A 23,439-nucleotide genomic window follows, 5' to 3' on the forward strand; every position below is an offset into this window, starting at 1 on the left:
GATTGCTCTGGTCCCCGCAAGTTGAATCTACTCATGTAGATCCTCGCGTTGACGGAAGAGTCTGAATTGGGATTCCCTGGTCACCCCGACAAAATCATCGCCGCCGTCAGACGTAGGCACCAGGCGTTAGATTCGTTCCACTATGGGGGACTTCTTCCAAGTGGACTTGCCCCGATAAAGTAGAGAGGTTTTCACTCACGCAATCGAAACCTTCCTGCCAGAAATTCAGGATGATGTTCTCCTAAACTAAACATTGTCCTGATAAGGCGTGACGAGCCCGTAGGTCCTCACCCCGGCGCTTTTGAACGCTTCACCGGGATCGACCGGAACCATCCTCGCGGCCGCGAAGAGCTACTGCACCTATCGTCCGTCCCGGCACATCGGGATCACCTGATCCAAAAGGACCAGCCCTGATCCTGAGCGCTTCGTGGCGGGTCACGTCATTGTTTCGAGGTCCTGCAGCGCAGGCTGTGGCTGTAGGGTTATAGTGGCGGCGGGCACCATGCGTTGACCGCTTACAGGGATATTTGGAAAGCGGTGGTTCGTTGCACGCGCTGAAGCACCTGGGCGCCTTGGCGCCTGGGCGGAAGCGGGAATTGGCACATTTATCTTGGCTCGAACGCATGGAAAGCAGGTTCAAGTGAGCTTCGTCTGTGCTCGACTGATATTGGATCTGCTGCCGGATCTGTGCACCCGCCACCCCGCACAGCAAGATGCAAAGGGTCGACCTGACGGTCTGCCTTGGAGTCAAATCCCTTGACGGATGAGTTAACGGTCTATACTTTTTAATTAGGGAATTTGTTCCACAATAAGGGAGTAGGGACCAATGAAGAAACGGACGATGAATTCCAAATCCGCGCTTTTTGCACTTTTGGCCAGCGCAGCACTGGCGTTGCCCGCCACCGCACAAACCAAGCTCGATATCGCCATCGTGGGTGAGGCTGATACCTTTGACCCGATGATGTCGACCAAGGATGTGGTCAGCATCATAACCCAGCATTTCGTCGAAACGCTCTATACGTTTGACGCCAATTGGGGCGTGGCCCCCTTGCTGGCGACCGAGTTGCCGACGATCAGTGCCGATGGCCTAACCTATACGATTGGCATCCGTGAAGGCATTACCTTCCACGATGGGTCTGCCATGGACAGCGCCGATGTAGTTGCCTCCCTGGAACGGTGGAAAGCCCAATCACCGCGCGGAAAAGGCGTTGCCGACAAGATCGCCTCGATCACCGCTAGCGGGCCGTTTGAAGTGACTATCCAGATGAGCGCACCGTACTCGCCGCTTCTGTCACTGTTGGCGTTTTCAAACTCGGCGGCGGTGGTCTATCCGTCAGAAATCATCGCCGAGACGATCGAGAATGTCATCGGCACCGGCCCTTACCAGATTGCAGAACACGTGCCGGACCAATACCTGCAACTGACAAGATTTGAAGATTATGTATCGCGAACAGAACCGTCCTCAGGGTCGGCAGGTGCGCGCCAACAACTGGCAGATGAGATACGTTTTGTCCCGGTACCGGATGCCAATACCCGCGTTGAAGGGCTGCTGTCCGGTCAGTTCGACTTTGCCGATGGTCTGCCTGCCGAAAGCCTTGCACGGATTGAGGCAAGCGATGCCGCCGACCCGATGCTGCTGCGCCCTTTTGGCTGGCCAATCTTCGCGATCAACCACAAGGCCGGGTTGCTGACTGATCTCAAGACACGCCAAGCCCTGCAAGCGGCACTGCCAATAGACGACATGCTGTTCGCAGCCTTTGGTGACGATAATTTCTTTGTCGTCGATGGCCCGATGTATCCTGAAGGTTGGACATGGCGCTCGGACGCTGGAACCGACCAGTATAACCAGAACGATCAGGCCAAAGCCGCTGCGCTGCTGAAGGAAACCGGCTATGACGGCACGCCGTTGCGCATCCTGACTTCGCGCCAGTATGAGTTCCATTTCAAGATGGCCGAAGTTGCCAAGGTCGCCCTGGAGGCGGCGGGCTTCAAGGTTGAAATGAATGTCGTGGATTGGGCGACACTGGGCCAGCAGCGCAATGACCCGGCACTGTGGGATATCTATATCACCCATTCTCCATTCCTGCCGGAACCGGCGTTGACCAATCTTTATTCTGCCACCTCGCGACTGGGCTGGGCGGAGCCGGAAAAGGAGGCGATTCTTGCCAAGTTTACCGTCGAGACCGATCAGGCAAAGCGGCAAGAGCTGTTTGCCCAATTGCAGCAAAAGCTGTTTGACGATGTGGGCTTCATCAAAATTGGCGGTTTCAACGCGCTGATGGGGACGCGCAAAGGACTGACGGGTGTAACCCCTTCGCCTTGGCCTTTCTTCTGGAACGCTGCGAAGTAACCAACGCCCCGCCGCTGACGGTCCAACAAGGCCTTGCGGCGGGGATTTCCATCGACCGAAAATCGGAGACAGGGCGTGACTGCCTATATTCTCAAACGGATCGTAGGGCTGATGGTCGTGATCTTCTTGGTCCTGACCATTGCTTTCGTGATCGTGCGCCTTGCCCCTGGCGACCCGGCGGCCTTGATGCTTGGCCCTGAGGCCAGCGCGGAAGATGCCGCACGGCTGCGCGCGCAACTTGGTCTGGATCGCCCAATTCTGGTGCAGTATCTCACCTTTTTGTTCAATGCGGTGCAGGGTGATTTGGGCACCTCGATCTTTTTCAACCAACCCGTGACGCAAGTATTGCTGGGCCGGGCAGAGCCTACGATCTTTCTGTCGCTGTTTTCTCTTCTCATCGCCCTGGTCATTGCCACTCCCATCGGCATCTATGCGGCTTACCGTCGGGGGTCTTGGCTGGATCAGGGTGCGATTTCCACGGCAATGCTGGCGGCCTCGATCCCCAGTTTCTGGACCGGCTTGATGTTCCAACGCTATCTCGCGACAGAGTTGGGTTGGTTCCCCGCCTCGGGCTATGGCGGGCCGGACGCGGATTTCTGGATGAGGATGGGGCATCTTGCGCTGCCGTCCATTGTGCTGGGTATTGTCAATTCGGCGTTGATCATTCGGTTCACCCGCGCCTCCATGCTGGACATTCTGGGCGAGGATTATATCCGAACAGCACGGTCCAAAGGTATGGGCGAGGCGCGTGTGGTGCTGCGCCACGCACTGAAAAATGCAGCGATTCCGATCATTACAGTGGTTGGCCTTACCTTCGCACTGCTGGTGTCGGGGGCTGTTGTGACCGAACGCGTGTTCAACATACCCGGTATGGGCAATTTGATCGTTTCGGCGGTGCTGCGACGGGATTATCCGGTGATCCAAGGCACGTTGATCGTCGTTGCGACGCTTTATGTGCTGATAAATCTTGCGACCGACCTGCTTTACCTGCTGGTCGACAAGCGCGTGAAATACTGAGGCAGGGGACAGTATGGCCGCTGCAACCACCGATGACGCCAGTTTTTTGGACGTGCTGTTTTCACGTCGCAACGTGCTGGCTGCGCTGATCATTTTTGTGATTATCGCGGCACTTTGCCTGCTGGCCCCGATCATCGCACCATCCGATCCGTTCAAAATGTCCGTCCGGGCACGGTTGACTGAACCGGGAGCACAGTTCTGGCTGGGCGCTGATGCTTTTGGCCGTGATGTGGCATCTCGTCTGCTTTATGCCGGGCGGGTGTCGCTGGCAATCGGATTGGGGGTCGCGGCATTTTCAAGTGTGATTGGCATCGCGATTGGCCTGATTGCAGGTTTCTTCCGCAAACTCGATGCGCCTATGTCGCGGCTGATTGATGCGATGATGGCCTTTCCCGATATCCTGTTGGCGATTGCGCTGGTGTCAATTCTTGGCGGCTCGATGGTAAACGTGATGATTGCGTTGTCCATCGTCTATGCCCCCCGCATCGCCCGTATCGTGCGCGCGTCTACCCTGGTGATCCGCGAGTTGCCCTATGTCGAGGCTGCGCGCGCGCTTGGCTCCTCGACCTTTACGATCATGACAACCCACGTGCTGCGCAACATCCTGTCTCCAATCATTGTGCAGGCGACCTTCATTTTCGCCTATGCCATGCTGGCCGAAGCGGGGTTGTCTTTCCTCGGAGTGGGGGTTGACCCAGCCACGCCCACTTGGGGAACGATGATCAATGAGGGTCGACAATACATTGATCAGGCCGCGTTTCTTATCGTCTTTCCTGGTTTGGCCATCTCGGCCTCTGTTCTGTCCCTGCAACTTATCGGCGACGGGCTGCGAGATGCGCTGGACCCCCGTTTGGCCAAGGACCTTTGACATGGCAATTACGCTCACCAATTTCCGCGCCACGGGGCTTGGCAATGCTCCTGACACAATTCACATCACCGATGCCGGATTGGTAGCTGACACAGCGCAAACCGGCGCGCAGATCGTGGATTGCAATGGCGCCTATCTGTCGCCCGGCTGGTGCGATCTTCATGTTCATGTTTGGCACGGCGGCACCGATATTTCCGTTCGCGCGTCCGAGGCGGGGCGCCCCACGGGTGTGACCGCAATGGCGGACGCCGGATCGGCTGGGGAGGCAAATTTTCATGGACTGCGCGAATATATTATCGAACCCCATGCCGAAACCATTCGCGCTTTTCTGAATATCGGCTCCATTGGTCTAGTGGCTTGCAACCGTGTGTCGGAATTGATCGATGATCGGTCTATCGATATTGACCGCACGTTTGCGGTGATCGAGGCAAACCGCGATGTCATCTGCGGCGTCAAGGTTCGAGCAAGCCAGGTCATCGTGGGAGCATGGGGCGTGGCTCCGGCAAAAATCGCCAAACGTGTAGCCGAAATTGCGGGCTTGCCCTTGATGGTCCATGTGGGGGAGCCAGGGCCGCTGATTGACGAAGTGTTCGACATTCTAACCCCCGGTGACATTGTAACCCATTGCTTTAACGGAAAAAGAGCGGGCTCCATCCGTGACACGGCCGCGCTCTTTGCCCAGGCCAAACGAATGGCGGAAAACGGTATCCTGATGGATATCGGCCACGGCCAAGCCTCGTTCGATTTCAAGACCGCTCGGGATTCGGTGGCCGATGGGTTGCTGCCCTACAGTATTTCAACCGACCTGCATTTGCGCAATATCAAAGGCCCCGTGCATGACTTGGCGACCACTATGTCCAAGCTGTTGTCCGTGGGCGTGCCGTTTGACGAATGTATCGCCGCCGTCACGCAACGCCCCCGGGATGTCCTGGGACTTGACAGTGTGAAGTGTGCCAGCCCCGGAATCCGGGCTGATTTCACGGTATTTGATTTGGCCGAAACCGAAGTGATCGCAACCGACAGTTCCGGTAACTCCCTTGCTCTGAACCAGATGTTTGAACCGCGGCTGACCGTGATCGGCACCAGCGTGGAGCCCTCTGCCAGGAGGGGACAATGACTAAAACCGTCCTTGATGTGTCCAACCTCCGCGTGAGTTTTCGCGCCCGCCGAAGCAGCCTGACCGCACTGCGCGATGTCAGCTTTCAGTTGCCGGCGGGCAAGACACTGGCCTTGGTAGGCGAAAGCGGGTCGGGTAAATCGGTTACATCACTGGCCATAATGGGATTGCTGCCACCCAATGGCGAGGTTACGGGCGGGGCTATCACTTATGCACGACGCGATGGACAAAGCATCAATCTGACCCGAACGACCGAAGCCGAGATGCGTCGCCTGCGTGGCACGGAAATGGCAATGATCTTTCAAGAGCCCATGTCCTCGCTCAATCCGCTTTTTACCATCGGCGATCAGATCGGCGAAATGTTATTGCTGCACACGGCGCTGGATGCCACAGCGCGCCGCAAACGTGTCATTGAGATGCTGGAGTTGGTCGAAATTCCTGCGGCGGCTTCACGGGTCGATACCTATCCGCATGAACTTTCGGGCGGCATGCGTCAGCGGGTGATGATTGCCTTGGCCATGGTCTGCAACCCGTCGCTTTTGATCGCCGATGAACCGACAACCGCACTGGATGTCACCATTCAAGCGCAAATCCTTGATCTGATGCGGCGCCTGCAAAGAGACTTGGGAATGTCCATTCTGTTCATCACCCATGACATGGGAGTTGTCGCGGAAATGGCCGACGACGTTGCGGTAATGTATGCGGGTGCTGTGGTCGAGCAAGGACCTGCGCACGCGGTTTTTGGTGCCACGCAGCATCCCTATACGCAGGGGCTGTTGGCCTCGATCCCCGTTCCGGGACGGGCAGAGGGAGAATTGCTGGTTCCCATTCCCGGTTCTGTGCCGCCCTTGCACGCGATGCCTCCTGGATGTGCCTTTGCGCCGCGGTGCCGCCTGGCGGATAGGGCCTGCGATGCGCCTGTCAGCCTGCAGGACACGGGAGCAAACCACCACGTTGCCTGCATACATGCCTTGGGGAGTGCCCATGGCTGACCAGACCCACCGTCAACCACTTTTGCAAATTCAAAACCTGTCAAAGCGATTTCACACGCCCCATGGCCCTGTTCACGCGGTAAATGATGTCAATTTTGATATTCCGCGCGGCTCCATCACCGGGTTGGTCGGGGAAAGCGGATCGGGCAAAACCACGCTGGGCCGCACATTGCTGCGTTTGGTGGAACCGTCCGAGGGCAAGACCCTGTTCGACGGCCAGGATCTCAACGCGCTTGACGTCGCGCACATGCGAAAGATGCGCCAGCGCATGCAGATCATCTTTCAAGATCCGGTGTCATCCCTGAATCCGCGCCTGCGGGTGGGCCATATCATCGCCGAAGGGCTGGTCGCTCATGGCATTGGCACCAAGCCGGAGCGCCGCGACCGGGTGGCCGCCTTGCTGGAGGAGGTTGGGCTTCGCGCCGACCAAATGACCCGCTTCCCGCATGAATTTTCAGGCGGACAACGCCAGCGGATCGGGATTGCCCGGGCGTTGGCGCTGGAACCGGAATTCATCGTCGCCGATGAAAGCGTTTCTGCACTGGATGTCTCCATTCAGGCGCAAGTGCTGAATCTGCTGCTTGAGCTAAGACAAAAGCGCAATCTAACCATGCTTTTCATCGCGCATGATTTGTCAGTGGTGGAATATCTCTGTGATCAGATCGTGGTGATGTATCTTGGCAAGGTGGTGGAGATCGGCCCGGCGCGAGCGCTTTATGCTACCCCCTCGCACCCCTATACAAAGGCGTTACTGTCAGCGATACCGCTGCCCGACCCGGAGCTGGAACGCACTCGCACCATTCTGCGCGGTGATATTCCCAGCCCACTTGACCCACCTTCGGGATGTGTCTTTCGCACGCGCTGCCCCCATGCAGCGGAAATTTGCGCGGCTGGTGTTCATGAACCCGTGACCGTCGCGCCCGCCCATCAAAGTTACTGCAAACGACTGAAAGAGCTTCATGAATCAATTTGAACGTACGGATACGGCGGAGAAGCGTCTGGCAGCCCTTGGAATTTCCTTGCCCCAAGCAGCCCCATCGCCAATCGGTTCCTTTTGCAATGTGCGGGAAAGCCGGGGGTTGATTTATGTGTCGGGTCAAGGCCCGATAGAGGCTGATGGCCACCTGCATTGCGGCAAGGTCGGCAGCGATGTGACGGCAGAACAGGCCCGCGCCCATGCCACGCTGACCGCCATCAATATTCTGGCCGCGTTGCGTGGGCATTTGGGCAGCCTTGACCGGGTTGGCGGCGTGATCAAACTGCTTGGCCTGGTGAACGCCACGCCCGATTTCGCCCGCCATCCCTTTGTGATCGACGGCGCGTCCGAGCTGATGGCCGCTGTTTTTGGCAACTGCGGCATACATGCGCGGTCTGCATTTGGTGTCGGATCCTTGCCCAATCAAATCACGGTAGAGATCGAGGCGATATTTGAGGTGAAGGGCGCGGAATGACCCGACTAAGCCGCGCGGCGCCCCAGCGCTCGCTCAACCGCTTCAGCCGCGCGCTGCACTTCGCCGGTCAGTTCCTCCAACCGTTCGAACACCCGTTGCTCCGGCAGAACGATAGACATGGTGGACACGCAGACGCCGTCGGGATCACGTATCGGGGCGGCGATGCAGGCAACAGAATATTCGGAATTTCCGGTTTGCAGCGCCAGGCGCTGCAAATAATCGTCGCGCGACTGCTGTGCCAGGGTTTCGGGGTCTGTTTCGGCAATTCCGGTCTGCGACGACCGTGCGCTCTTGCGAAACGCGGCAAGCCGTTCTGCATCCGGCAGATGACCCAAAAGCAGCCGCCCCGAGGCAGTCCAGTTCAAAGGCACTCGCGTGCCAACATACGAGGTGACGCGGAAATGCCCTTCGCCCTCGGCCATGGCGATCACCACCATCATGCCGTCATCACGCGCGCAGACCTGCACGGTCTCACCCGTCCGCTTGCTCAGCGCCAGCATCTCGCGCCGCGCTTCGGCGAACATGTTCATCTGCGATCGGTAGACCAGCCCATAGCGCATCAATCGCGGCCCCAGCCAGATGCGGGTTTCATCCGCCCGCGACAGCACTTCGCGTTCCACCAAATCATCCACAATTCGGTAAATCGTCGAAACCGGAGCACCGACCGATTTAGCCAATTCATATGCGCTCATCGGTGTCTGACGTTCGGTCAGAATATCCATGACCTGCAACGCGCGATCAATACCGCTGGTCCGCTTGCGCGTTTCGTCATTCATTGCCAAACTCCGCAATAGTGCTTCATGTTCCATAATTATGGATGTTTAGCCCAACTTTCAAGGTAAGCCCATGCAAGATTTCGACACTCCTGACGACTACTTCGCTTGGTATGATGCCAACGGGTTTTCCCGCATTATCAATGTCAACGGCACCATGACTTCACTTGGTGGTTCGATCACCAGAGGCACGGTTCGGCGTGCCACCGTCGATGTGATGGGCCGGTTCGTCAAGATGAATGAATTGCAAACCAAAGCCAGTCGCGTGATCGCGCAGCTGACCGGGGCGCAATCGGGTTGTATTACTGCTTCTGCCAGTGCGGGCATCTCGCTCGCCGTCGCTGGGGCAATAACCGGGATGAACCCTGTTGCAGCCGAAAATCTGCCGCGCGCAGTGGGCTCGCGATCAGACGTGGTCGTGCAATTAGGCCATCTGTGCAACTACGGCGCACCGCTTGCCACCGCGATCGAATTGACGGGTGCGCGCGTCGTGGCCGCTGGGCAATCAACTCTTTGCACGGACTATCAATTTGACGCGACCCTGACAGAGAACACTGCCGCCGCCGTCTACGTTGTTTCCCATCACGTTGTCGCTTACGGCCAAATCCCCTTTGCACGTTTTGCCCGTATCGCCCACGCCAAAGGCGTGCCGGTGATTGTTGATGCTGCCTCGGAATATGATCTGACGCGCTTTATCGCAGAAGGGGCAGATATTGCCATTTATTCCGGTCACAAGTTTCTCGGAGGCCCCACATCAGGCATCATCGCGGGCAACACCGATTTGGTTCGCGCCGCTTACTTGCAAAATGTGGGTATCGGGCGCGGTATGAAGGTGGGCAAAGAGAGCATTGCAGGCGTGATTGCGGCGATGGAGGCGTGGATGCAGCGCGACCATGACGGCATACGCGCCGAGGAAGACGCAGCGCTGACGCTTTGGCAAGGGGCGGTGGAGGGCCTGCCCGGTATCGCAGCCCTCAAAATCGATGACCCCACGGGCAACCCGCTGCAGCGGCTGCAAATCATCGTCGATCCAACCCGTGCCGGGGCCAGCGCCGCTACCTTTGCGCGCGCTTTGGGACAGGAAGATCCCGCAATTATCGTGCGCAATCATGAAGTCGAGTTGGGTTATTTCCAGCTTGATCCCTGCAACCTGACACCCGGCCAAGCGCCGCTTGTGGCCGACACACTGTCGCGCGTCCTCGCCCAAGGCAGCAGCCTTACCGCCAATGAGGATGACTTTGCCAGCGCCCGAAATGGCGGGACTGACGCTTATATGAATTGGAAGGGCTAGAACGCAAACCAGAAGTCGACGGTGTGCATGGGTTGACGAAATCGGTCCAGGGAATTTGTGTTCTCTCAATCACAACCCGGTTCGCTGCATCTGCATCGGGCAGAGAATGCGGGCAGAGCGGGCTCATGGGCGTGGGTGACACCTTTGTGCCCAACGGGCTGCCCACAGCCGCCCCTGGCCCTGCTGAACTTATCCAGATGCGCTTGTGCCGTGCGGCGTCTTGAGAGCGAACAGCGAGCCCCACCCTTGCACCGATGACGGATCCAGACCGGCTGCGCGCATGCCGCCCCATAGGCTGGTGGCATTTGAATCATAGACTGGAATCCCCAGATCTTTTTCCAGCCTGTCGGCAAGGCTGGCGCCGCGCAGATTTGTGCAGAAAATCGCAATTGCATCAGGTTTGTCGGCGGCAACCTCGCGCACCATGTCTTCTATGATGTCTTCGCCATATTCGGAGAATGAGAAATTGCCGCGGTCGCAAAGGTGCCGCTCACGCACGCAATTGAAGCCTTGTTGCCGGAAATTCCCGATGATTTTTTCCTGAATATCATCCAGATAGGGTGTGACCAGTCCGTAATTTTTCACCCCTGCGCTTGTGAACGCGTCGAGCAGGGCCAGCGTGGATGTTGTCGCTGCAATGCCGGTCGCCTCTTCAATCTGCCGGCAAAGCCTGTGGTCGGTTTCGGGACCCAGCCAGCCGGCCGAGGTGCCGGCCCAGCAGATCGAAGCAACCCTGGCATGGGACAGCAGAGTAGCCGCAGCAACCAGTCTGTCGCTCTGGAACTGATCAAGTGCGTCCCTGTCGAGGCTGATTTGAGTGACCTCAAAACGGCTGAAATGCGCGGTGGTATTGCTCACACTCCGCAGCATTTCGCTGACCACCGGTTCGACAATCGTATTCGATGATGGCGTCAGCATTCCCAAAAGATTGCGCTGTGTCATGTCTTTCCTCTGTGTCAGTTTATTCCTTGCAAACCAGGGCACCTATGTGCCGTACAGATCGCGGAACTGTGCCTTTTGCCGAACGAGGTGGTGTCTCAGGACGATTTTTTCAGCGACGCCGGGGCGCTTGCAACGATGACCTGAACCTTGTTGTCTGCCAGCGCCGCAGCAAGCTCGCCCCGCGGAGCCTGATCCGTTATAAGAATGTCGACCGCGTTCAATCCGCTGAAGCGGACAAGCGCGCGCCGGCCGAATTTTGAAGAATCGCACAAGATACAAGTCCGGTGTGCCCGGTCGGCATACAGATTCTTGATATCAGCCTCTTCCGGCGAATAGTCGAACAGGCCTTCCGGCGTGATTCCGGCCACTCCGATAAAGGCGGTGTTGAGGGAAAAGCGTCTCAATTCATTCGACGCTTCGGGACTGCACAAGGATCCCTCGCTGCGCCGGTAATGCCCCCCGATTACATACATTTTCGGACCGGATTCGGACCGCGCTAGTGCTGCAACGGCCTGAAGATTATGGGTAATGACACTGATGTCTGTGCGGGCCTGCAAAAGCTCTGCCAGTTCGGTGGCGGTCGAGCCGACATCCACCCCGATGACATCCTGTTCACCGACAAAACCGAGTGCCGTCGCGGCGATCCGGGCCTTTGCTTCCCTGTTCCACTGTCGCCGCGCATTGAAAGTCGGCTCGCTCATGGCAGGGACCGGCACCACCACCGGGACCCGGACTGCACCGCCGTGAGCGCGTTGTATGGCGCCGCTGCGCTGGAGTTGATTCAAGTCCCGCCGCACCGTCATTTCCGAAACCCCAAACCGCGTGGCAAGCGCACCGACGGACAATGCGCCCTGCTCGGCAACCAGTCGGCTGATGGCGTCACGGCGCGCCGCAGCGAGCATTCCGCCACTGCTGACAGCGCCGGGATTTTCTGTATTCATGGATTGACTCAAAGTCTTGTTGAAAGAAATGCCTGCCGCTCTCCGCATTTGTCTGATTTCATACAACCACAGTTGATTCCATCATAAGCACACAATTTCGATCGTCAATCGAACATTTCTCTGGACCGCCGGCCTCACCCGTGTATCATATTTGGCACTGGGGACGGTGAGAACGGGCCCCGCAGGGACGCAAGGCCGGTTGCGAACGCACTGGCGAGGGGGGTGCTGGTGGGATTTCCTCTGGCAGATGGCCTACAGCGAAAAACTCCGCTTGTGACCGGGGCGGCAACCGGCATCGGCAGGTCGAATGCCGACGCGCTGACAGATCAAAGGGTGAGTATCGCGCTCGCCGATATCGCCATGGACCGGAACTACAGATCTCCAAGCAAACTGACGGATTGCCAGTGCAGTCTGGATTGATGTGCAACCGCGTCAGCGTACAGAGTTCGGTCGACAGCATGATAGCGCAATGTGGGAAAAGTGCCGGATGAACCCCGTTGAAAAATTTGAACGAAAACGAACATTTACGATCATGAAAGGAAGCATTGTCATCAAGAAATGCGCGTTCAGTCAGTCAATAATCAAACCAGGAGTTCAATCATGTTACGTTCAGCATTACCCATATTGAGTGTCGTGTTGGCCTGCGTTCCCGCCTTGGCAGCCGCCCAGACGCCCGTGCGCTGGCTCAGCCAGTCTCAGGAAACCAGCTCACAATATCCTGTAGAATCCTCTACGATGGAGCAACTCAGAAGCGAGGATTTTACCGTCGACCGCAGTGAGTTCCAGGCGCTGGGCATTAAAATGGCAGATGGCCTGCGCCTGATCCGCGCCGGGACATTTGATGTCGCTTCAATCCAGGTTGGACTTGTCGCAAGCGATGATCCTTTTCTGGAAGGCATTGATCTGATCGGAGTTTCGACCAATCTCGATGAACTCCGCGCTTCGGTCGATGCGTATCGCGATGTCTTCGCCGCACGGCTGGAAGAGCGATTTGGCGTCCGGCCGGTGGCGATCTGGCCGTTTGGCGGGCAGATATTCTTCTGCAACCAGGCGATTGCAAATCTCGACGATCTCAAAGGCCTGAAGGTCCGCTCGTTCACCGCTTCCATGTCGGCCCTTATCGAAGCGGTCGGTGCAAGCCCGGTAACCCTTGCCTTTCCTGAAGTCTATCCGGCGCTGCAACGTGGTGTTGCCTCATGCGGCATCACTTCGGCCACGTCAGCCAATACCGGAAAATGGCCGGAAGTGACGACACATGTTCTGCCACTTGCCGTGTCGGGCGCGGTTCAGGCGCATGTTGTCAATGTCGAATGGTGGAACTCGTTGCCAGCTGAAGAGCAGGCCAAGCTTGAAGCCGCTTTTGACAAAATGGAGTCTGATCTGTGGCAACTGGCGGGTGAAACCAATGGACTTGCAGTGGCTTGCACAACTGGCGGTGCATGTGACAGCACGCTTTACACAAGTTATGATCTTGAGCTTGTGGCATTAGCCGAAAGCGATCTGGATAAGCTTCGCAGAATTGCTGAAAATGTCATTCTCGGTGAATGGGCGACGCGCTGTGAACGGGTCTATGAGGGTTGCGCTAAGGTCTGGAACGAGACAGTCGGCACCGCACGCGGAATGGCTGCGACTGTCAATTGAGGACATTGCATCCCCGGCATTAGGCTGGGGATGCAAATCTGCAGGCAGATCGGGCAGAATGCCACATGCGTTGGTGAACTGCCTTTGCATTGGTCGTAAAGGCGGGGCACTCATGATCTCATACCGGAAGTTGGATTCTGTTCTCGGCAAAGCAGGAATCCTGCTGGCGCTTGTGGGCGGAATCGCGGTTCTGATCCTGGCAGTACTGATCGCCTATGACATTCTTGCACGCAAGCTTCTGGCGTTTTCGGTTCAGGGCACCGACGAATTGGGCGGCTATGTGCTGGCGCTGGTCGGATCGCTCGGTATGAGCCATGTGCTGCACCGCCGCGAGTTCACACGTATTGACCTTGCCTTCCGCTTGTTCCCGATCGGGCTGCAACGCATCCTGCATGTTCTCGCTTATGTTTCCCTGGCTGGCATAGTGCTGTTCCTAGCCTATCACGCCCAGGGGACATTGAATGAAACCCTTCTGTTTCAGTCCCGCGCAAATACGCCGCTGCAGACCCCGCTTTGGATTCCACAGGGGCTTTGGGTGCTGGGAATCTGGTTTTTTGCATTGAATGCGGTTTTGCAGGCCCTGCGTGCAGTGCTTCTTCTGATAACTGACCCGCCCAGGGTGGAAAGGGAGTTTGGCACTGTGAAAATCGAAAGCGAGGTTGCCGACTATACCGCTGCCCGGCCCGGCACGGACACCCCCGCATGAAACAGCTTCAACGCAAGGACGCCCATGGTTAGTCTCTGGATGCTGGCCTTAGGATTCGGGCTAATGTTGCTGATGCTGATTATCGGCTTTCACATCGCATCGGCTCTTTTTCTCACTGCCGCATTTGCTGCGTGGTGGTTTTTCGGCGACACGATGTTCCGCCCCTTCGGCACTTTGATGTGGGGCACGTTGAACAATTTTCTTCTGGTGGCGATACCGCTTTACGTGCTGATGGGCGAGATTCTCGTACGCGGCAAGATTACCGAACGAATGTATGTCGCATTGGATGACTGGCTGCGTCCGCTGCCGGGCGGCCTGCTGCATACCAACATTGCAGCTTCTGCAATCTTCGCCTCGATTTCGGGATCATCTGTTGCAACGGCAGCCACCATCGGCACGGTGGCGTTCCCGGCCTTTCGCGGTAAGAAATACTCCGAACCCTGGGTGCTGGGTACGGTGGCGAGCGGAGCAACGCTGGGCATTCTGATTCCCCCGTCAATCAACCTGATCATCTATGGCGCGCTGACCAACACATCGATTGGTCAGCTATTTCTTGCAGGGGTAGTGCCGGGCGTCATTCTGGCGTTGCTTTTCATGGGGACCATCATCGTTGCCAGCACGTTGAATGCCGCCATCAGCGCAAGCTCGGACCCTGTCCCCTGGGCGGTGCGCCGCCGCAGGCTTCGCGATCTGTTGCCGCCACTTGCGATTTTCCTGCTGGTGATGGGCGGCATCTATGGCGGCTGGGCGACACCGACAGAGGCAGCCGGCCTCGGCGTATGCGGCGCACTGATCCTTGTTGCCGCCAACAGGGAACTGGGCTGGCACATGCTATATGAGTGCCTGCTGGCGACTGTCCGGGTGACCGCCATGACGCTACTGATCCTGATTGCTGCCTTCTATCTCAATTTCATCGTTGGCGTCCTCGGCGTGCCGGCTCAGATTTCCAGCGCCATGTCGCAGCTTGATATTCCGCCCTGGCAGATGATTTTCGTATTGGTGATTTTCTACGTGATGCTGGGCTGCTTCATGGATTCTCTGGCGATGATGATTGCCACAATTCCGATTGTCTTTCCGGTGGTCACGGCGCTGGGATTCGATCCGCTGTGGTTCGGCATCTTTCTCGTCGTGATGTGCGAAATTGCGCTGATTACACCACCGGTCGGCATGAACCTTTATGTCGTGCAGGCGGTTCGAGGTCATGGCTCTGTTGCTGATGTCGTGGTGGGAGTACTGCCCTTCCTGGGCTGCATTTTCCTGCTCGTTGCAATCATGACCGTTTTTCCGGAGATGATAACATGGCTACCCAAGACGCAATACTGAACGAGCATGTAACCTGCATCCGTGCAGCAGACTGGATCATTGGCTGGAACCGTGAGACCGGGCAGCACGATTATCAGACAGGCGGCGATGTCGTCTGGAAAGGCGACCGGCTGCTGCAGGTCGGCGGGCACTATGACGGGCCGGTCGCAACCGAGATCGAGGGCGCTGGACGCCTCGTCATGCCCGGGTTGATCAACATCCACTGCCACCCCTCGCAAACCGCGATCTTCCGGGGTTATGTTGATGAATTCGGCAACCCCATGCTGTTCTACAGCTCCCGCCACCCGTTCCGGCAGAACTTCATTCACGATCATGCGGCGCAACTGGCATCGGCGCGCTACGGTCTCGCCGAACTGCTATCAAATGGCACGACCTCGATTGTCGATCTGAGCCATGCCTATCCTGGATGGCTTGATCTGCTGGCTGATAGCGGATTGCGCGCCTGGGCGGCACCGATGTTTCGCTCGGCGCGCTGGTGGACCGACACCGGGCATGAAACCAAATATGACTGGGCACCGGATTTAGGGCAGTCGGCCTTTGAAGAGGCTCAAGCGGTAATGCAGACTGCCGAGACCCATGAAAGCGGGCGCTTGTCTGCGCTGGTTTCTCCGGCGCAGGTTGATACCTGCACCAAGGAACTGCTGGTGGCAGCCGCTGAACTGGCGCGTAAAACCGGACGGCCTTTGCACACCCATGCGGCGCAAAGCTATCCCGAATTCAGGGGCATCAACAGACGCCTCGACATGACACCGGTTGAATATCTCCACCAGATCGGCTTCCTCGGACCGACCACGATCCTGGGTCACGCTGTCTTTACTGACGAACACCCCTGGCTGAACTGGCCGCGCCGCAATGATCTGGCGCTGCTTGCCGGCACCGGTACGTCGGTGGCGCATTGCCCCACTGTTTTTGCCCGCGATGGCACCATGATGCACCATCTGGGCGCCTATATGGATGCCGGTGTCAACATTGCGCTGGGCACCGATACCCACCCGCAAAACCTATTCGAGGAAATGCGTCTGGCGGAAACACTTGCCCGTGTCGCGGCCGGACCGCGCCACACCGCAAACACGGCGCGGGTGTTTCACGCCGCCACGATCGGTGCGGCAAAATTGCTCGGACGAGATGACATCGGCCGTCTTGCCGCCGGTGCCAAAGCCGATCTGGTGGTGTGCGATCTGCGCGAACCCAATATGCGGCCGCTACGCGACCCGCTGCGAAACCTGATCTATTCCTCGGGCGGACGCAGCGTTCGCGATGTTTGGGTCGACGGCCAGCAGGTCGTAGCCGAGGGAACGGTTCTGACGATCGACTGGGATGCTGCTGCCGACGCATTGCAGGCCGAGCAGGAGCGCACCGCCGCCAGCGTTCCCGCGTTGGATACAATCAGCCCACTATCGCTTGAGATGAGGACGGGTGCTGCGCCGGATTAAAATTGTCCAGATCGTTCGCTGCTCCAAATGACCGCACTTCTTTGATATACTGATAGTCGTCGGTCAGGCCATGGTGCTGAATCGTCAGTCGCGGTGCCGGTGCTGGTCGCTGCTGGCAGTAAACCTGTTCTACGCACAGAGCGGTGAGCGCTGCCGCAGCAGGTAGCGGCTCGCTGGTTTTTCGTTCCGATGTCCGCCATCGCAAACCACTGTACCGCGCAGCAGGGTTTTTACCCGCCAGCCGGTGATTTCCATACCTTCATAAGGCGCGTAATCGGGGCGGTGGTTGGGATCGGTATTTGTGATTGTTCTTTTTAAGGCCGGGTCCCACAAGCTCAGGTCCGCATCACTCTCCACGGCAATCGTGCCTTTTTTGGGGTACAGACCATAAATCCTGGCGTGATTTATGGCGGTCAGTTCGACGAAACGGCAGGCGCTGATACGGCCAGTGGCGACACCCTGCGAAAACAGGATCGGCAACCGCGTCTCGTCCCCTGGAATGCCATCTGGAATCCAGCGAAAACTGGTCGATCCCTTGGCATTCAGCTTGCCTTCCGGATCATCATAGCGGAACGGGCAATGATCGGAGGAAAACAGGTCAGAAATGCCATTTTCGATGCCTTCCCAGCAGGCCGCCTGACTGGCCAGATCCCGCGGCGGGGGCGAGCAGACAAATTTTGCACCTTCCCATCCTTCCCGATCCAGCATTTCAGCGCTCTGAACCCAGCTGGATTGTTGGGAAACCGGGCTGACGCGCCCGTGTTGGACCGATGCACGTCCAATTGATCTTTCGAAATGTCGATGCCGATGCTATCCTTCATTGTCTTCGTCATGTCCTTTGCTTGTCGTGCAGAGCCTCTGGCTGCTGCGTATCCGTTCAGGCCTCATGCGAAGACGACGGCTGATCAAACTCTAAAACGGTCCATCACGACCAAGCGTTTCACGATCCAGCCGCCGCCACTGCACGCCACCAAATCTTGGCGTGCAGTGGCTCATTGTTCCCACAACAGCCGACAAAATCTTAAGACAAGCGTTTCATCTTTACTTTGAGCCATTTGATGCTCCAGATCAGTTTATCGGCAAGGCAGGCGACGTAGCGCCCATTGCAATTCGGGGCTGCGCATCGGGCAAGTTGGCAAACCCGGTCAAATGATTCAATGTAACCATGAAACGCTCTAGGACGTGAACCAGAAGTCGAAAGTCTGCATGGGTTGACGAAATCGGTCCAGGGAACTTGTGTTCTCTCAATCACAACCCGGTTCGCTGCATTGACCCGGTAAAGCAGTCGCGCTAAAGGTCAATTTCTGATTTTCAACAAAAAACAACCGGTGCTGTATGTTCGCAAGTCTGGCTGAGAATTCGTCTGAACTGGGTCAACAGGCGGCGCATGCCGGGGCCGCAAAGATAACAGAAGCGATCAAGGAGCGCGGCGAGGCCTTCGTCATTCTGGCCACGGGTGCCAGCCAGCTCGAAACGCTCGACGCGCTGATCGCAGCGCCGGATATCGACTGGTCGCGCGTGACAATCTTTCACCTCGATGAGTATATCGGCATGCCGGATACCCACAAGGCGAGTTTTCGCGGCTACCTCAAGACGCGCTTCATCAACAAGGTGGGCGCGCTCAAGGCCTTCGTGCCGGTCAATGGCGACGCATCAGATCTCGAAGCGGAACTGGCGCGCATCTCAAAGGTCATTTCCGAGGTCGTGATTGATGTGGCCTTTATCGGCATCGGGGAAAACGGGCATCTGGCGTTCAACGACCCTCCGGCTGATTTCGATACGACGCAGCCCTATATCGTCGTCCAGCTGGACGAGAAGTGCCGCCGCCAACAATCCAATGAAGGCTGGTTTGCCGATTTCTCCGAGGTTCCGACCGAGGCGATTTCGATGAGCGTGCGGGAAATCCTGCGCAGCCGCACCTTGGTATGTGCCGTTCCGGATGCGCGCAAGGCCGAGGCCGTCAAGAACGCCCTGGAGGGGCCTGTGAGCAATTCATGTCCGGCGTCCATCATTCGAACCCATGACAATACTTATCTCTTCCTCGATCCGGAGTCGGCCGCGCTGCTGTCACCCGGTACATTGGCAGCGCTGGCCTCAGAAACCTGACAGATGAAAGCCAAAAGGCAGACCGAAAATTATACCATCGCGACCGCATTCGGGCCGGAGGGGGCGCCTGCCCGCTATGACATCGACGGTGCAGGGGAAATCCTGAGCGCTGACCCCAAGGCCGATGTGGAACAGGATGTGGACCGAGTTGTCACCCCGGGCATGGTGGACATCCAGGTCAACGGTTTTGCCGGCATCGATTTCAATGCGCCCGGCGTGACGCCGGAACGCATGGACGAAGCGCTGGCCGGGATGCTGGCCACGGGCGTGACCCGCTGCCTGCCGACGCTGATCACCGCCAGTCAGGACGACCTAATTGCCCTTTTGAGTGCGCTCGACGACGCGGTTTCGCGCAGCAATCTTGGCCCGTTCATGGTCCCTGGCTACCACATCGAGGGCCCGTTCATGTCGCCGGAGGAAGGCTATGTGGGTGCCCATCCGGCGGCGCATATGCGTTCCGGCTCGCCCGATCTGGTTGTGGCGCTCCAGCGCGTGTCGACGCGGCCGATCAAATTGATGACAGTTGCGCCCGAGATCGACGGCGTCATCGATCTGATCGCGTTCCTGCGGGGGCAGAACATCGCCTGCGCCATTGGCCATTCGGCGGCGTCCCGGACCCAGATCGACGCGGCGATCGCTGCCGGTGCGACGATGTCGACCCATCTGGGGAACGGAATGCCGCACATGCTGAACAAGAACGAGAGCTCAATGCTGGTCCAGTTGGGACGCGACCAGCTGATGGCCAGCTTCATTGCCGATGGCATCCATATTCCCCGCGATATCCTGCAGTCATGGCTGCGCGCCAAGACGCTCGACCGGGCAATGATCGTGACCGACGCCTCAGCCGCAGCTGGCGCGCCTGCCACGCTCAGCGAATTCACCATCGGTGCCCAGAAGATTTTCAGGCACAAGGATGGGTCGGTGCGGCTGCCCGGGTCCAGCTATCTTGCCGGGTCTGCCGCCTCGATGGACGAAATGGTCCGAAACGTCATGCAATGGTACGGATTCGGTATGAGCGAAGTCATCAAACTGACCCGGGCCAACCCCTTGCGCGCCATCGGACTTTCCGCAAAAAATCCCCGGCCGGGGGAGCCGGCGGATTTCGTCGAATGGGATTTGGGCGGCGGTCATCCGCATGTGGTGAAAGCGGTGATCGGACCCTGGAGCGTTGTGCCTGAATAGGCGCCGGGGACGGGCTTGACAATGCGGCAAATTCTGCGACTGTTTGACAGGTTGATGATGGAAATGAGGTTTCCTCTCGGCCAATATTCTGCGAGAATCTCAGCGGCTTATAAGCGATCAAGAAGAAGTGCGTGACATCTGAAACAGATCACGAGCGCAGGCTGGTTCCAAAAGACAAAACGACTGCGCGTTGCGGTTAACAGGAAAAACAGGGAGACTTAGAATGAACATGAGCTGGAGTTGGAGAGCACTGCAGGCCGGGAGTTTGGCCGTGGCGTTTGGCCTTGTGTTGGCGGCACCGCAACAGGCGGCGGCGCAAACTGAATATCAGGAAGCGCCCGCACTGGCCGCATTGGTCGCAAGCGGCGAGCTGCCGCCGGTACAGGATCGGCTGCCGGAGGAGCCACTTGTCGAGCAGGTGACCGATTCCATCGGCACCTATGGTGGCGTCTTGCGGCGTGGTTTCCTCGGGCCATCCGATCATAACAACTATACCCGCGTCGCCTATGACGCATTGTTGCGATTTTCACCGACCGGCGGTGAGGTGATTCCACATATCGCCAAGGGCTGGGAGTCCAACGCCGATTTTACGCAGTGGACAGTGTTACTGCGCAAGGGCATGAAATGGTCCGACGGCGCGCCCTTTACCGCCGATGACATCATGTTCTGGTATAATTCCATTCTGAAGAATGCCGAGCTGATGCCTTCCGTGCCCGTGTGGATGAGCAATCCGGACGGCTCGGTCGTGACCGTTGAGAAACTCGACGAGACTTCGGTGCGCTGGACCTTTACGCAGCCGAACACGGCGTTCCTGCTTGACCTGGCCAACAAGGACGGGGCTGACAAGTCGATCACCAATCTCGCCTTCGCGCCAGCCCATTACCTCAAGCAGTTCCACCCTGATTTCACCGGTGCAGATGAACTTAAGGCCAAGGTGGCCGAGGCTGGCTTTGACAGCTGGGTGCAATTGTTTCAGGTCGAGGCATTGCCGCATCTGAGCGGCAATCGTCCAAGCACCGCCGCGTGGGCGCCCAATGGCACGACCGTAGGTGACGAAACCTTTGTGATCGAGCGCAACCCCTACTATTTCGCTGTCGATACTGAAGGCAATCAACTTCCCTATATCGATGAGGTGAAGTTCACCTTCTTTGCCGACAAGCAGACGTTGAACCTGGCAGCCGTCGGCGGTCAGATCGACATGCAGGGCCGTCATATCGAGATGAGCAATTATCCCGTGCTCATGGAAAACGCCGAAAAGGGCGGCTATCGCGTGGTCACCTATCCGACATTCGGTGGCTCCGATGCGGTTTTGATGTTTAATCAGACCTATAACAACGACCCGGCCATTGGCGATATTCTGCGGATCAAGGATTTCCGAATCGCGTTGTCCTATGCCATCGAACGCGAAGCGATCAAGGAACTCGCATTCCTCGGCATTGGTGAGTCACGCCAGGGCGTTCCGGCACCGTTCCATCCCTATTATCCGGGTGACGAATATGCCTTCAAATATACCCAGCATGAGATCGACAAGGCCAATGCGCTTCTCGATGGCATCGGCCTGACGGAACGCGACGGCGATGGGTTTCGCCTGCTGCCCAATGGTGAGCGGCTTGATCTCGAAATCAGCGTTGTGCCGGCATTTGCCAGCTGGGCGGATATTGGCCAGCTGGTCGTGGAAGACTGGGCAGAGGTTGGCGTCAGGGCACATATCGAACTGCGCGAACGTACTCCGCACTTTGCCATGCGCGACACCAATGACCTGCAGATCGAAATCTGGAACGAGGATACGACAGGGTTCCCCTTCAGCGGGCAGCCCAATTACGATCCGCGCAGCCAGCCTGCCATGACCCTTGCACCCCTGGTGCGTCAGTGGGTCAACAGCAAAGGAGAAAAAGGCGTCGAGCCGACCCCCGAGATCCAGAGGATCATGGATATTATCGACGAGGCCAAGGTTTCCAGCCAGGATCGCCAGATCGAACTTGCCCAGGAACTGTTCCGTATCTGGGCTGACAATGTCTGGGAGATCGGCACGGTCGGACTCACGCCGATGGTGCAGGGTGTCGTTGTTGTAAACGGCAAGCTGAAGAACGTCGCAGAAGTCGCCGGCAATGATTGGCCGCTGCGCACCCCCGGCAATACCCGACCCGAGCAGTTCTACTTCGCAAAGTAGACAGCATCGGATTGAGAATACCCTCCCGGCGCGAAATGGGCCGGGAGGGTGGTTCCGGGCAGGACTGCATATTCATTGAGAGGGCCAGCCAGTGCTGTTCTACGTCGTCAAGCGGCTGCTGCTGTTACCGCCGCTCTTGTTCGTGTTTTCCATTATCGCTTTTGCGCTCATTCAGGCCCCACCCGGCGATTTCGTTACCAGCTATGTTGCCGAACTGGCCGCTTCCGGGTCCTCTGTCGACCAGGCGCAGATCGATGCGTTGAGGCAATTATACGGTCTCGATCAGCCCATGTATGTGCAATATGCCAAATGGCTGCTGCGCATGTTGCAGGGCGATCTGGGCATGTCGCTCGACTTTCAAAAACCCATCTCGGAACTGATTGGCCAAAGGCTTCTGCTGACGGTGGCGCTGGGCCTGTCGACCTTCCTGTTCACATTCGCCGTCGCCCTTCCCATCGGCATCATTTCGGCGACACGGCAATATTCCATCCTCGACTATGTCTTTACCGTCATCAACTATGTGGGAGTCGCCACGCCGACCTTCGTGACCGCCCTCGTCCTGATGTGGATCGCCTTCACGCAATGGGGCATCACCATTACCGGTCTGTTTTCCCCCGATTACGCTGATGCGCCATGGAGCTTCGCCCGAACGCTGGATCTTATGAAACACATCTGGCTGCCAATGGTGATCCTGGGTCTCGACGGCACCGCACGACTGGCGCGCATCCTGCGGGCCAATCTGCTCGACGAGTTGAGCAAGCCCTATATGGAAATGGCGCGCGCCAAGGGCATGTCGGAGTGGAAACTGGTTTTGAAATATCCCTTACGTCTGGCCATCAATCCGTTGGTGAGCAGCCTTGGCTGGTATCTGCCACTGATATTTTCAGGCAGCCTTGTGGTGGCGACAGTGCTCAACCTGCCAACCATCGGGCCGCTACTGCTGCGCTCGCTCATCGGCCAGGACATGTTCCTGGCGGGGGCTATCGTGATGTCCTATTTCGGTCTGGCAGTCATCGGCACGTTGCTTTCAGACATCCTGCTGGCCTGGATCGACCCGCGCATTCGCATGGAGGGAGCGTGATTACGGCGGTGGCGATCAAGCGCCATCCACAGTCACGACATTTGACCCGGAGACG

Annotated in this window: 20 protein-coding genes; 16 read left to right on the forward strand and 4 right to left on the reverse strand. The window is 57.7% G+C overall.

Annotated elements, in window-relative coordinates:
• Nucleotides 1-826 precede the first annotated feature (826 nt).
• The 7 genes from RAL88_RS11845 to RAL88_RS11875 all read left to right on the forward strand — a co-directional run bounded on the left by RAL88_RS11845 (nt 827) and on the right by RAL88_RS11875 (nt 7,795).
• Complete coding sequence (locus RAL88_RS11845) at nt 827-2,350, forward strand: ABC transporter substrate-binding protein (RefSeq protein WP_306263613.1); 1,524 nt, start codon at nt 827-829, stop codon at nt 2,348-2,350.
• Between the two features lie 75 nt (nt 2,351-2,425).
• Nucleotides 2,426-3,367, forward strand: a complete 942-nt coding sequence (locus tag RAL88_RS11850; RefSeq protein WP_306263615.1) for an ABC transporter permease — start codon at nt 2,426-2,428, stop codon at nt 3,365-3,367.
• Between the two features lie 13 nt (nt 3,368-3,380).
• The gene (locus RAL88_RS11855) at nt 3,381-4,235 is read left to right on the forward strand and encodes an ABC transporter permease (RefSeq protein ID WP_306263616.1); all 855 of its coding nucleotides are present in this window, start codon (nt 3,381-3,383) and stop codon (nt 4,233-4,235) included.
• A gap of 1 nt (nt 4,236) precedes the next feature.
• Nucleotides 4,237-5,352, forward strand: coding sequence for an amidohydrolase/deacetylase family metallohydrolase (locus RAL88_RS11860; protein WP_306263617.1), 1,116 nt, complete (start codon nt 4,237-4,239; stop codon nt 5,350-5,352).
• Entirely contained in the window at nt 5,349-6,344 is a 996-nt protein-coding gene (locus tag RAL88_RS11865) for an ABC transporter ATP-binding protein (RefSeq protein WP_306263618.1), read from the forward strand. Before RAL88_RS11860 ends, RAL88_RS11865 begins: the two co-directional genes overlap by 4 nt.
• Nucleotides 6,337-7,317: an ABC transporter ATP-binding protein gene (locus RAL88_RS11870; protein WP_306263619.1), complete on the forward strand. Its 981-nt coding sequence runs from the start codon at nt 6,337-6,339 to the stop codon at nt 7,315-7,317. The genes RAL88_RS11865 and RAL88_RS11870 overlap by 8 nt, the downstream gene beginning before the upstream one ends.
• Nucleotides 7,304-7,795 carry a RidA family protein gene (locus RAL88_RS11875; protein ID WP_306263620.1) on the forward strand — a complete coding sequence of 164 codons (492 nt, stop codon included), beginning with the start codon at nt 7,304-7,306 and terminating at the stop codon, nt 7,793-7,795. The genes RAL88_RS11870 and RAL88_RS11875 overlap by 14 nt, the downstream gene beginning before the upstream one ends.
• 5 nt (nt 7,796-7,800) lie before the next feature.
• Here the strand turns inward: RAL88_RS11875 and RAL88_RS11880 are convergent, their stop codons facing one another.
• The gene (locus tag RAL88_RS11880) at nt 7,801-8,571 is read right to left on the reverse strand and encodes an IclR family transcriptional regulator (protein ID WP_306263621.1); all 771 of its coding nucleotides are present in this window, start codon (nt 8,569-8,571) and stop codon (nt 7,801-7,803) included.
• Between the two features lie 70 nt (nt 8,572-8,641).
• Here RAL88_RS11880 and RAL88_RS11885 point away from each other — a divergent pair, with 70 nt between their 5' ends.
• Nucleotides 8,642-9,859 carry an aminotransferase class V-fold PLP-dependent enzyme gene (locus RAL88_RS11885; protein WP_306263622.1) on the forward strand — a complete coding sequence of 406 codons (1,218 nt, stop codon included), beginning with the start codon at nt 8,642-8,644 and terminating at the stop codon, nt 9,857-9,859.
• Between the two features lie 189 nt (nt 9,860-10,048).
• Here RAL88_RS11885 and RAL88_RS11890 read toward each other — a convergent pair whose 3' ends face one another.
• Nucleotides 10,049-10,801: an aspartate/glutamate racemase family protein gene (locus tag RAL88_RS11890; RefSeq protein ID WP_306263623.1), complete on the reverse strand. Its 753-nt coding sequence runs from the start codon at nt 10,799-10,801 to the stop codon at nt 10,049-10,051.
• A 95-nt stretch (nt 10,802-10,896) separates the two neighbouring features.
• Entirely contained in the window at nt 10,897-11,742 is an 846-nt protein-coding gene (locus tag RAL88_RS11895; RefSeq protein WP_306263625.1) for a DeoR/GlpR family DNA-binding transcription regulator, read from the reverse strand.
• A 600-nt stretch (nt 11,743-12,342) separates the two neighbouring features.
• Here RAL88_RS11895 and RAL88_RS11900 point away from each other — a divergent pair.
• The 4 genes from RAL88_RS11900 to RAL88_RS11915 all read left to right on the forward strand — a co-directional run bounded on the left by RAL88_RS11900 (nt 12,343) and on the right by RAL88_RS11915 (nt 16,845).
• Nucleotides 12,343-13,383 carry a TRAP transporter substrate-binding protein gene (locus RAL88_RS11900; protein WP_306263627.1) on the forward strand — a complete coding sequence of 347 codons (1,041 nt, stop codon included), beginning with the start codon at nt 12,343-12,345 and terminating at the stop codon, nt 13,381-13,383.
• Between the two features lie 112 nt (nt 13,384-13,495).
• A complete protein-coding gene (locus RAL88_RS11905) occupies nt 13,496-14,089 on the forward strand; it encodes a TRAP transporter small permease subunit (protein WP_306263629.1) in 594 nt (197 codons plus the stop codon).
• Nucleotides 14,090-14,152: 63 nt separating this feature from the next.
• Nucleotides 14,153-15,412, forward strand: a complete 1,260-nt coding sequence (locus RAL88_RS11910; RefSeq protein WP_306263631.1) for a TRAP transporter large permease — start codon at nt 14,153-14,155, stop codon at nt 15,410-15,412.
• Complete coding sequence (locus RAL88_RS11915; RefSeq protein WP_306263633.1) at nt 15,388-16,845, forward strand: amidohydrolase family protein; 1,458 nt, start codon at nt 15,388-15,390, stop codon at nt 16,843-16,845. Before RAL88_RS11910 ends, RAL88_RS11915 begins: the two co-directional genes overlap by 25 nt.
• 129 nt (nt 16,846-16,974) lie before the next feature.
• On the opposite strand, the gene RAL88_RS11920 is transcribed toward RAL88_RS11915, so the two are convergent.
• Nucleotides 16,975-17,553 (reverse strand): amidohydrolase family protein, encoded by a 579-nt coding sequence (locus RAL88_RS11920; RefSeq protein ID WP_371932092.1) that lies wholly within the window; start codon nt 17,551-17,553, stop codon nt 16,975-16,977.
• Nucleotides 17,554-18,180: 627 nt separating this feature from the next.
• Between RAL88_RS11920 and RAL88_RS11925 the strand changes: the two genes are divergently transcribed.
• The 4 genes from RAL88_RS11925 (at nt 18,181) to RAL88_RS11940 (ending at nt 23,384) form a co-directional block, all read left to right on the forward strand.
• Entirely contained in the window at nt 18,181-18,951 is a 771-nt protein-coding gene (locus RAL88_RS11925; protein WP_306263635.1) for a glucosamine-6-phosphate deaminase, read from the forward strand.
• A 3-nt stretch (nt 18,952-18,954) separates the two neighbouring features.
• Nucleotides 18,955-20,133, forward strand: coding sequence for an N-acetylglucosamine-6-phosphate deacetylase (locus tag RAL88_RS11930; protein ID WP_306263636.1), 1,179 nt, complete (start codon nt 18,955-18,957; stop codon nt 20,131-20,133).
• A gap of 223 nt (nt 20,134-20,356) precedes the next feature.
• Complete coding sequence (locus tag RAL88_RS11935) at nt 20,357-22,303, forward strand: ABC transporter substrate-binding protein (RefSeq protein ID WP_306263637.1); 1,947 nt, start codon at nt 20,357-20,359, stop codon at nt 22,301-22,303.
• Nucleotides 22,304-22,394: 91 nt separating this feature from the next.
• The gene (locus RAL88_RS11940) at nt 22,395-23,384 is read left to right on the forward strand and encodes an ABC transporter permease (protein WP_306263639.1); all 990 of its coding nucleotides are present in this window, start codon (nt 22,395-22,397) and stop codon (nt 23,382-23,384) included.
• Nucleotides 23,385-23,439 lie beyond the last annotated feature (55 nt).

Origin of the sequence: Pararhizobium sp. IMCC3301 (genome assembly GCF_030758315.1) — a bacterium.
Classification (GTDB): domain Bacteria; phylum Pseudomonadota; class Alphaproteobacteria; order Rhizobiales.

Excerpts from the sequence above, each read along its gene's own strand:
- RAL88_RS11870 (WP_306263619.1), top strand. The coding sequence starts at position 6,337 with ATGGCTGACCAGACCCACCGTCAACCACTTTTGCAAATTCAAAACCTG.
- RAL88_RS11860 (WP_306263617.1), top strand. The coding sequence starts at position 4,237 with ATGGCAATTACGCTCACCAATTTCCGCGCCACGGGGCTTGGCAATGCT.
- RAL88_RS11925 (WP_306263635.1), top strand. The coding sequence starts at position 18,181 with ATGTTCGCAAGTCTGGCTGAGAATTCGTCTGAACTGGGTCAACAGGCG.
- RAL88_RS11845 (WP_306263613.1), top strand. The coding sequence starts at position 827 with ATGAAGAAACGGACGATGAATTCCAAATCCGCGCTTTTTGCACTTTTG.
- RAL88_RS11875 (WP_306263620.1), top strand. The coding sequence starts at position 7,304 with ATGAATCAATTTGAACGTACGGATACGGCGGAGAAGCGTCTGGCAGCC.
- RAL88_RS11865 (WP_306263618.1), top strand. The coding sequence starts at position 5,349 with ATGACTAAAACCGTCCTTGATGTGTCCAACCTCCGCGTGAGTTTTCGC.
- RAL88_RS11885 (WP_306263622.1), top strand. The coding sequence starts at position 8,642 with ATGCAAGATTTCGACACTCCTGACGACTACTTCGCTTGGTATGATGCC.
- RAL88_RS11905 (WP_306263629.1), top strand. The coding sequence starts at position 13,496 with ATGATCTCATACCGGAAGTTGGATTCTGTTCTCGGCAAAGCAGGAATC.
- RAL88_RS11880 (WP_306263621.1), bottom strand. The coding sequence starts at position 8,571 with ATGAATGACGAAACGCGCAAGCGGACCAGCGGTATTGATCGCGCGTTG.
- RAL88_RS11895 (WP_306263625.1), bottom strand. The coding sequence starts at position 11,742 with ATGAATACAGAAAATCCCGGCGCTGTCAGCAGTGGCGGAATGCTCGCT.
- RAL88_RS11855 (WP_306263616.1), top strand. The coding sequence starts at position 3,381 with ATGGCCGCTGCAACCACCGATGACGCCAGTTTTTTGGACGTGCTGTTT.
- RAL88_RS11935 (WP_306263637.1), top strand. The coding sequence starts at position 20,357 with ATGAACATGAGCTGGAGTTGGAGAGCACTGCAGGCCGGGAGTTTGGCC.
- RAL88_RS11900 (WP_306263627.1), top strand. The coding sequence starts at position 12,343 with ATGTTACGTTCAGCATTACCCATATTGAGTGTCGTGTTGGCCTGCGTT.
- RAL88_RS11930 (WP_306263636.1), top strand. The coding sequence starts at position 18,955 with ATGAAAGCCAAAAGGCAGACCGAAAATTATACCATCGCGACCGCATTC.
- RAL88_RS11915 (WP_306263633.1), top strand. The coding sequence starts at position 15,388 with ATGGCTACCCAAGACGCAATACTGAACGAGCATGTAACCTGCATCCGT.
- RAL88_RS11910 (WP_306263631.1), top strand. The coding sequence starts at position 14,153 with ATGTTGCTGATGCTGATTATCGGCTTTCACATCGCATCGGCTCTTTTT.
- RAL88_RS11920 (WP_371932092.1), bottom strand. The coding sequence starts at position 17,553 with ATGCTGGATCGGGAAGGATGGGAAGGTGCAAAATTTGTCTGCTCGCCC.
- RAL88_RS11890 (WP_306263623.1), bottom strand. The coding sequence starts at position 10,801 with ATGACACAGCGCAATCTTTTGGGAATGCTGACGCCATCATCGAATACG.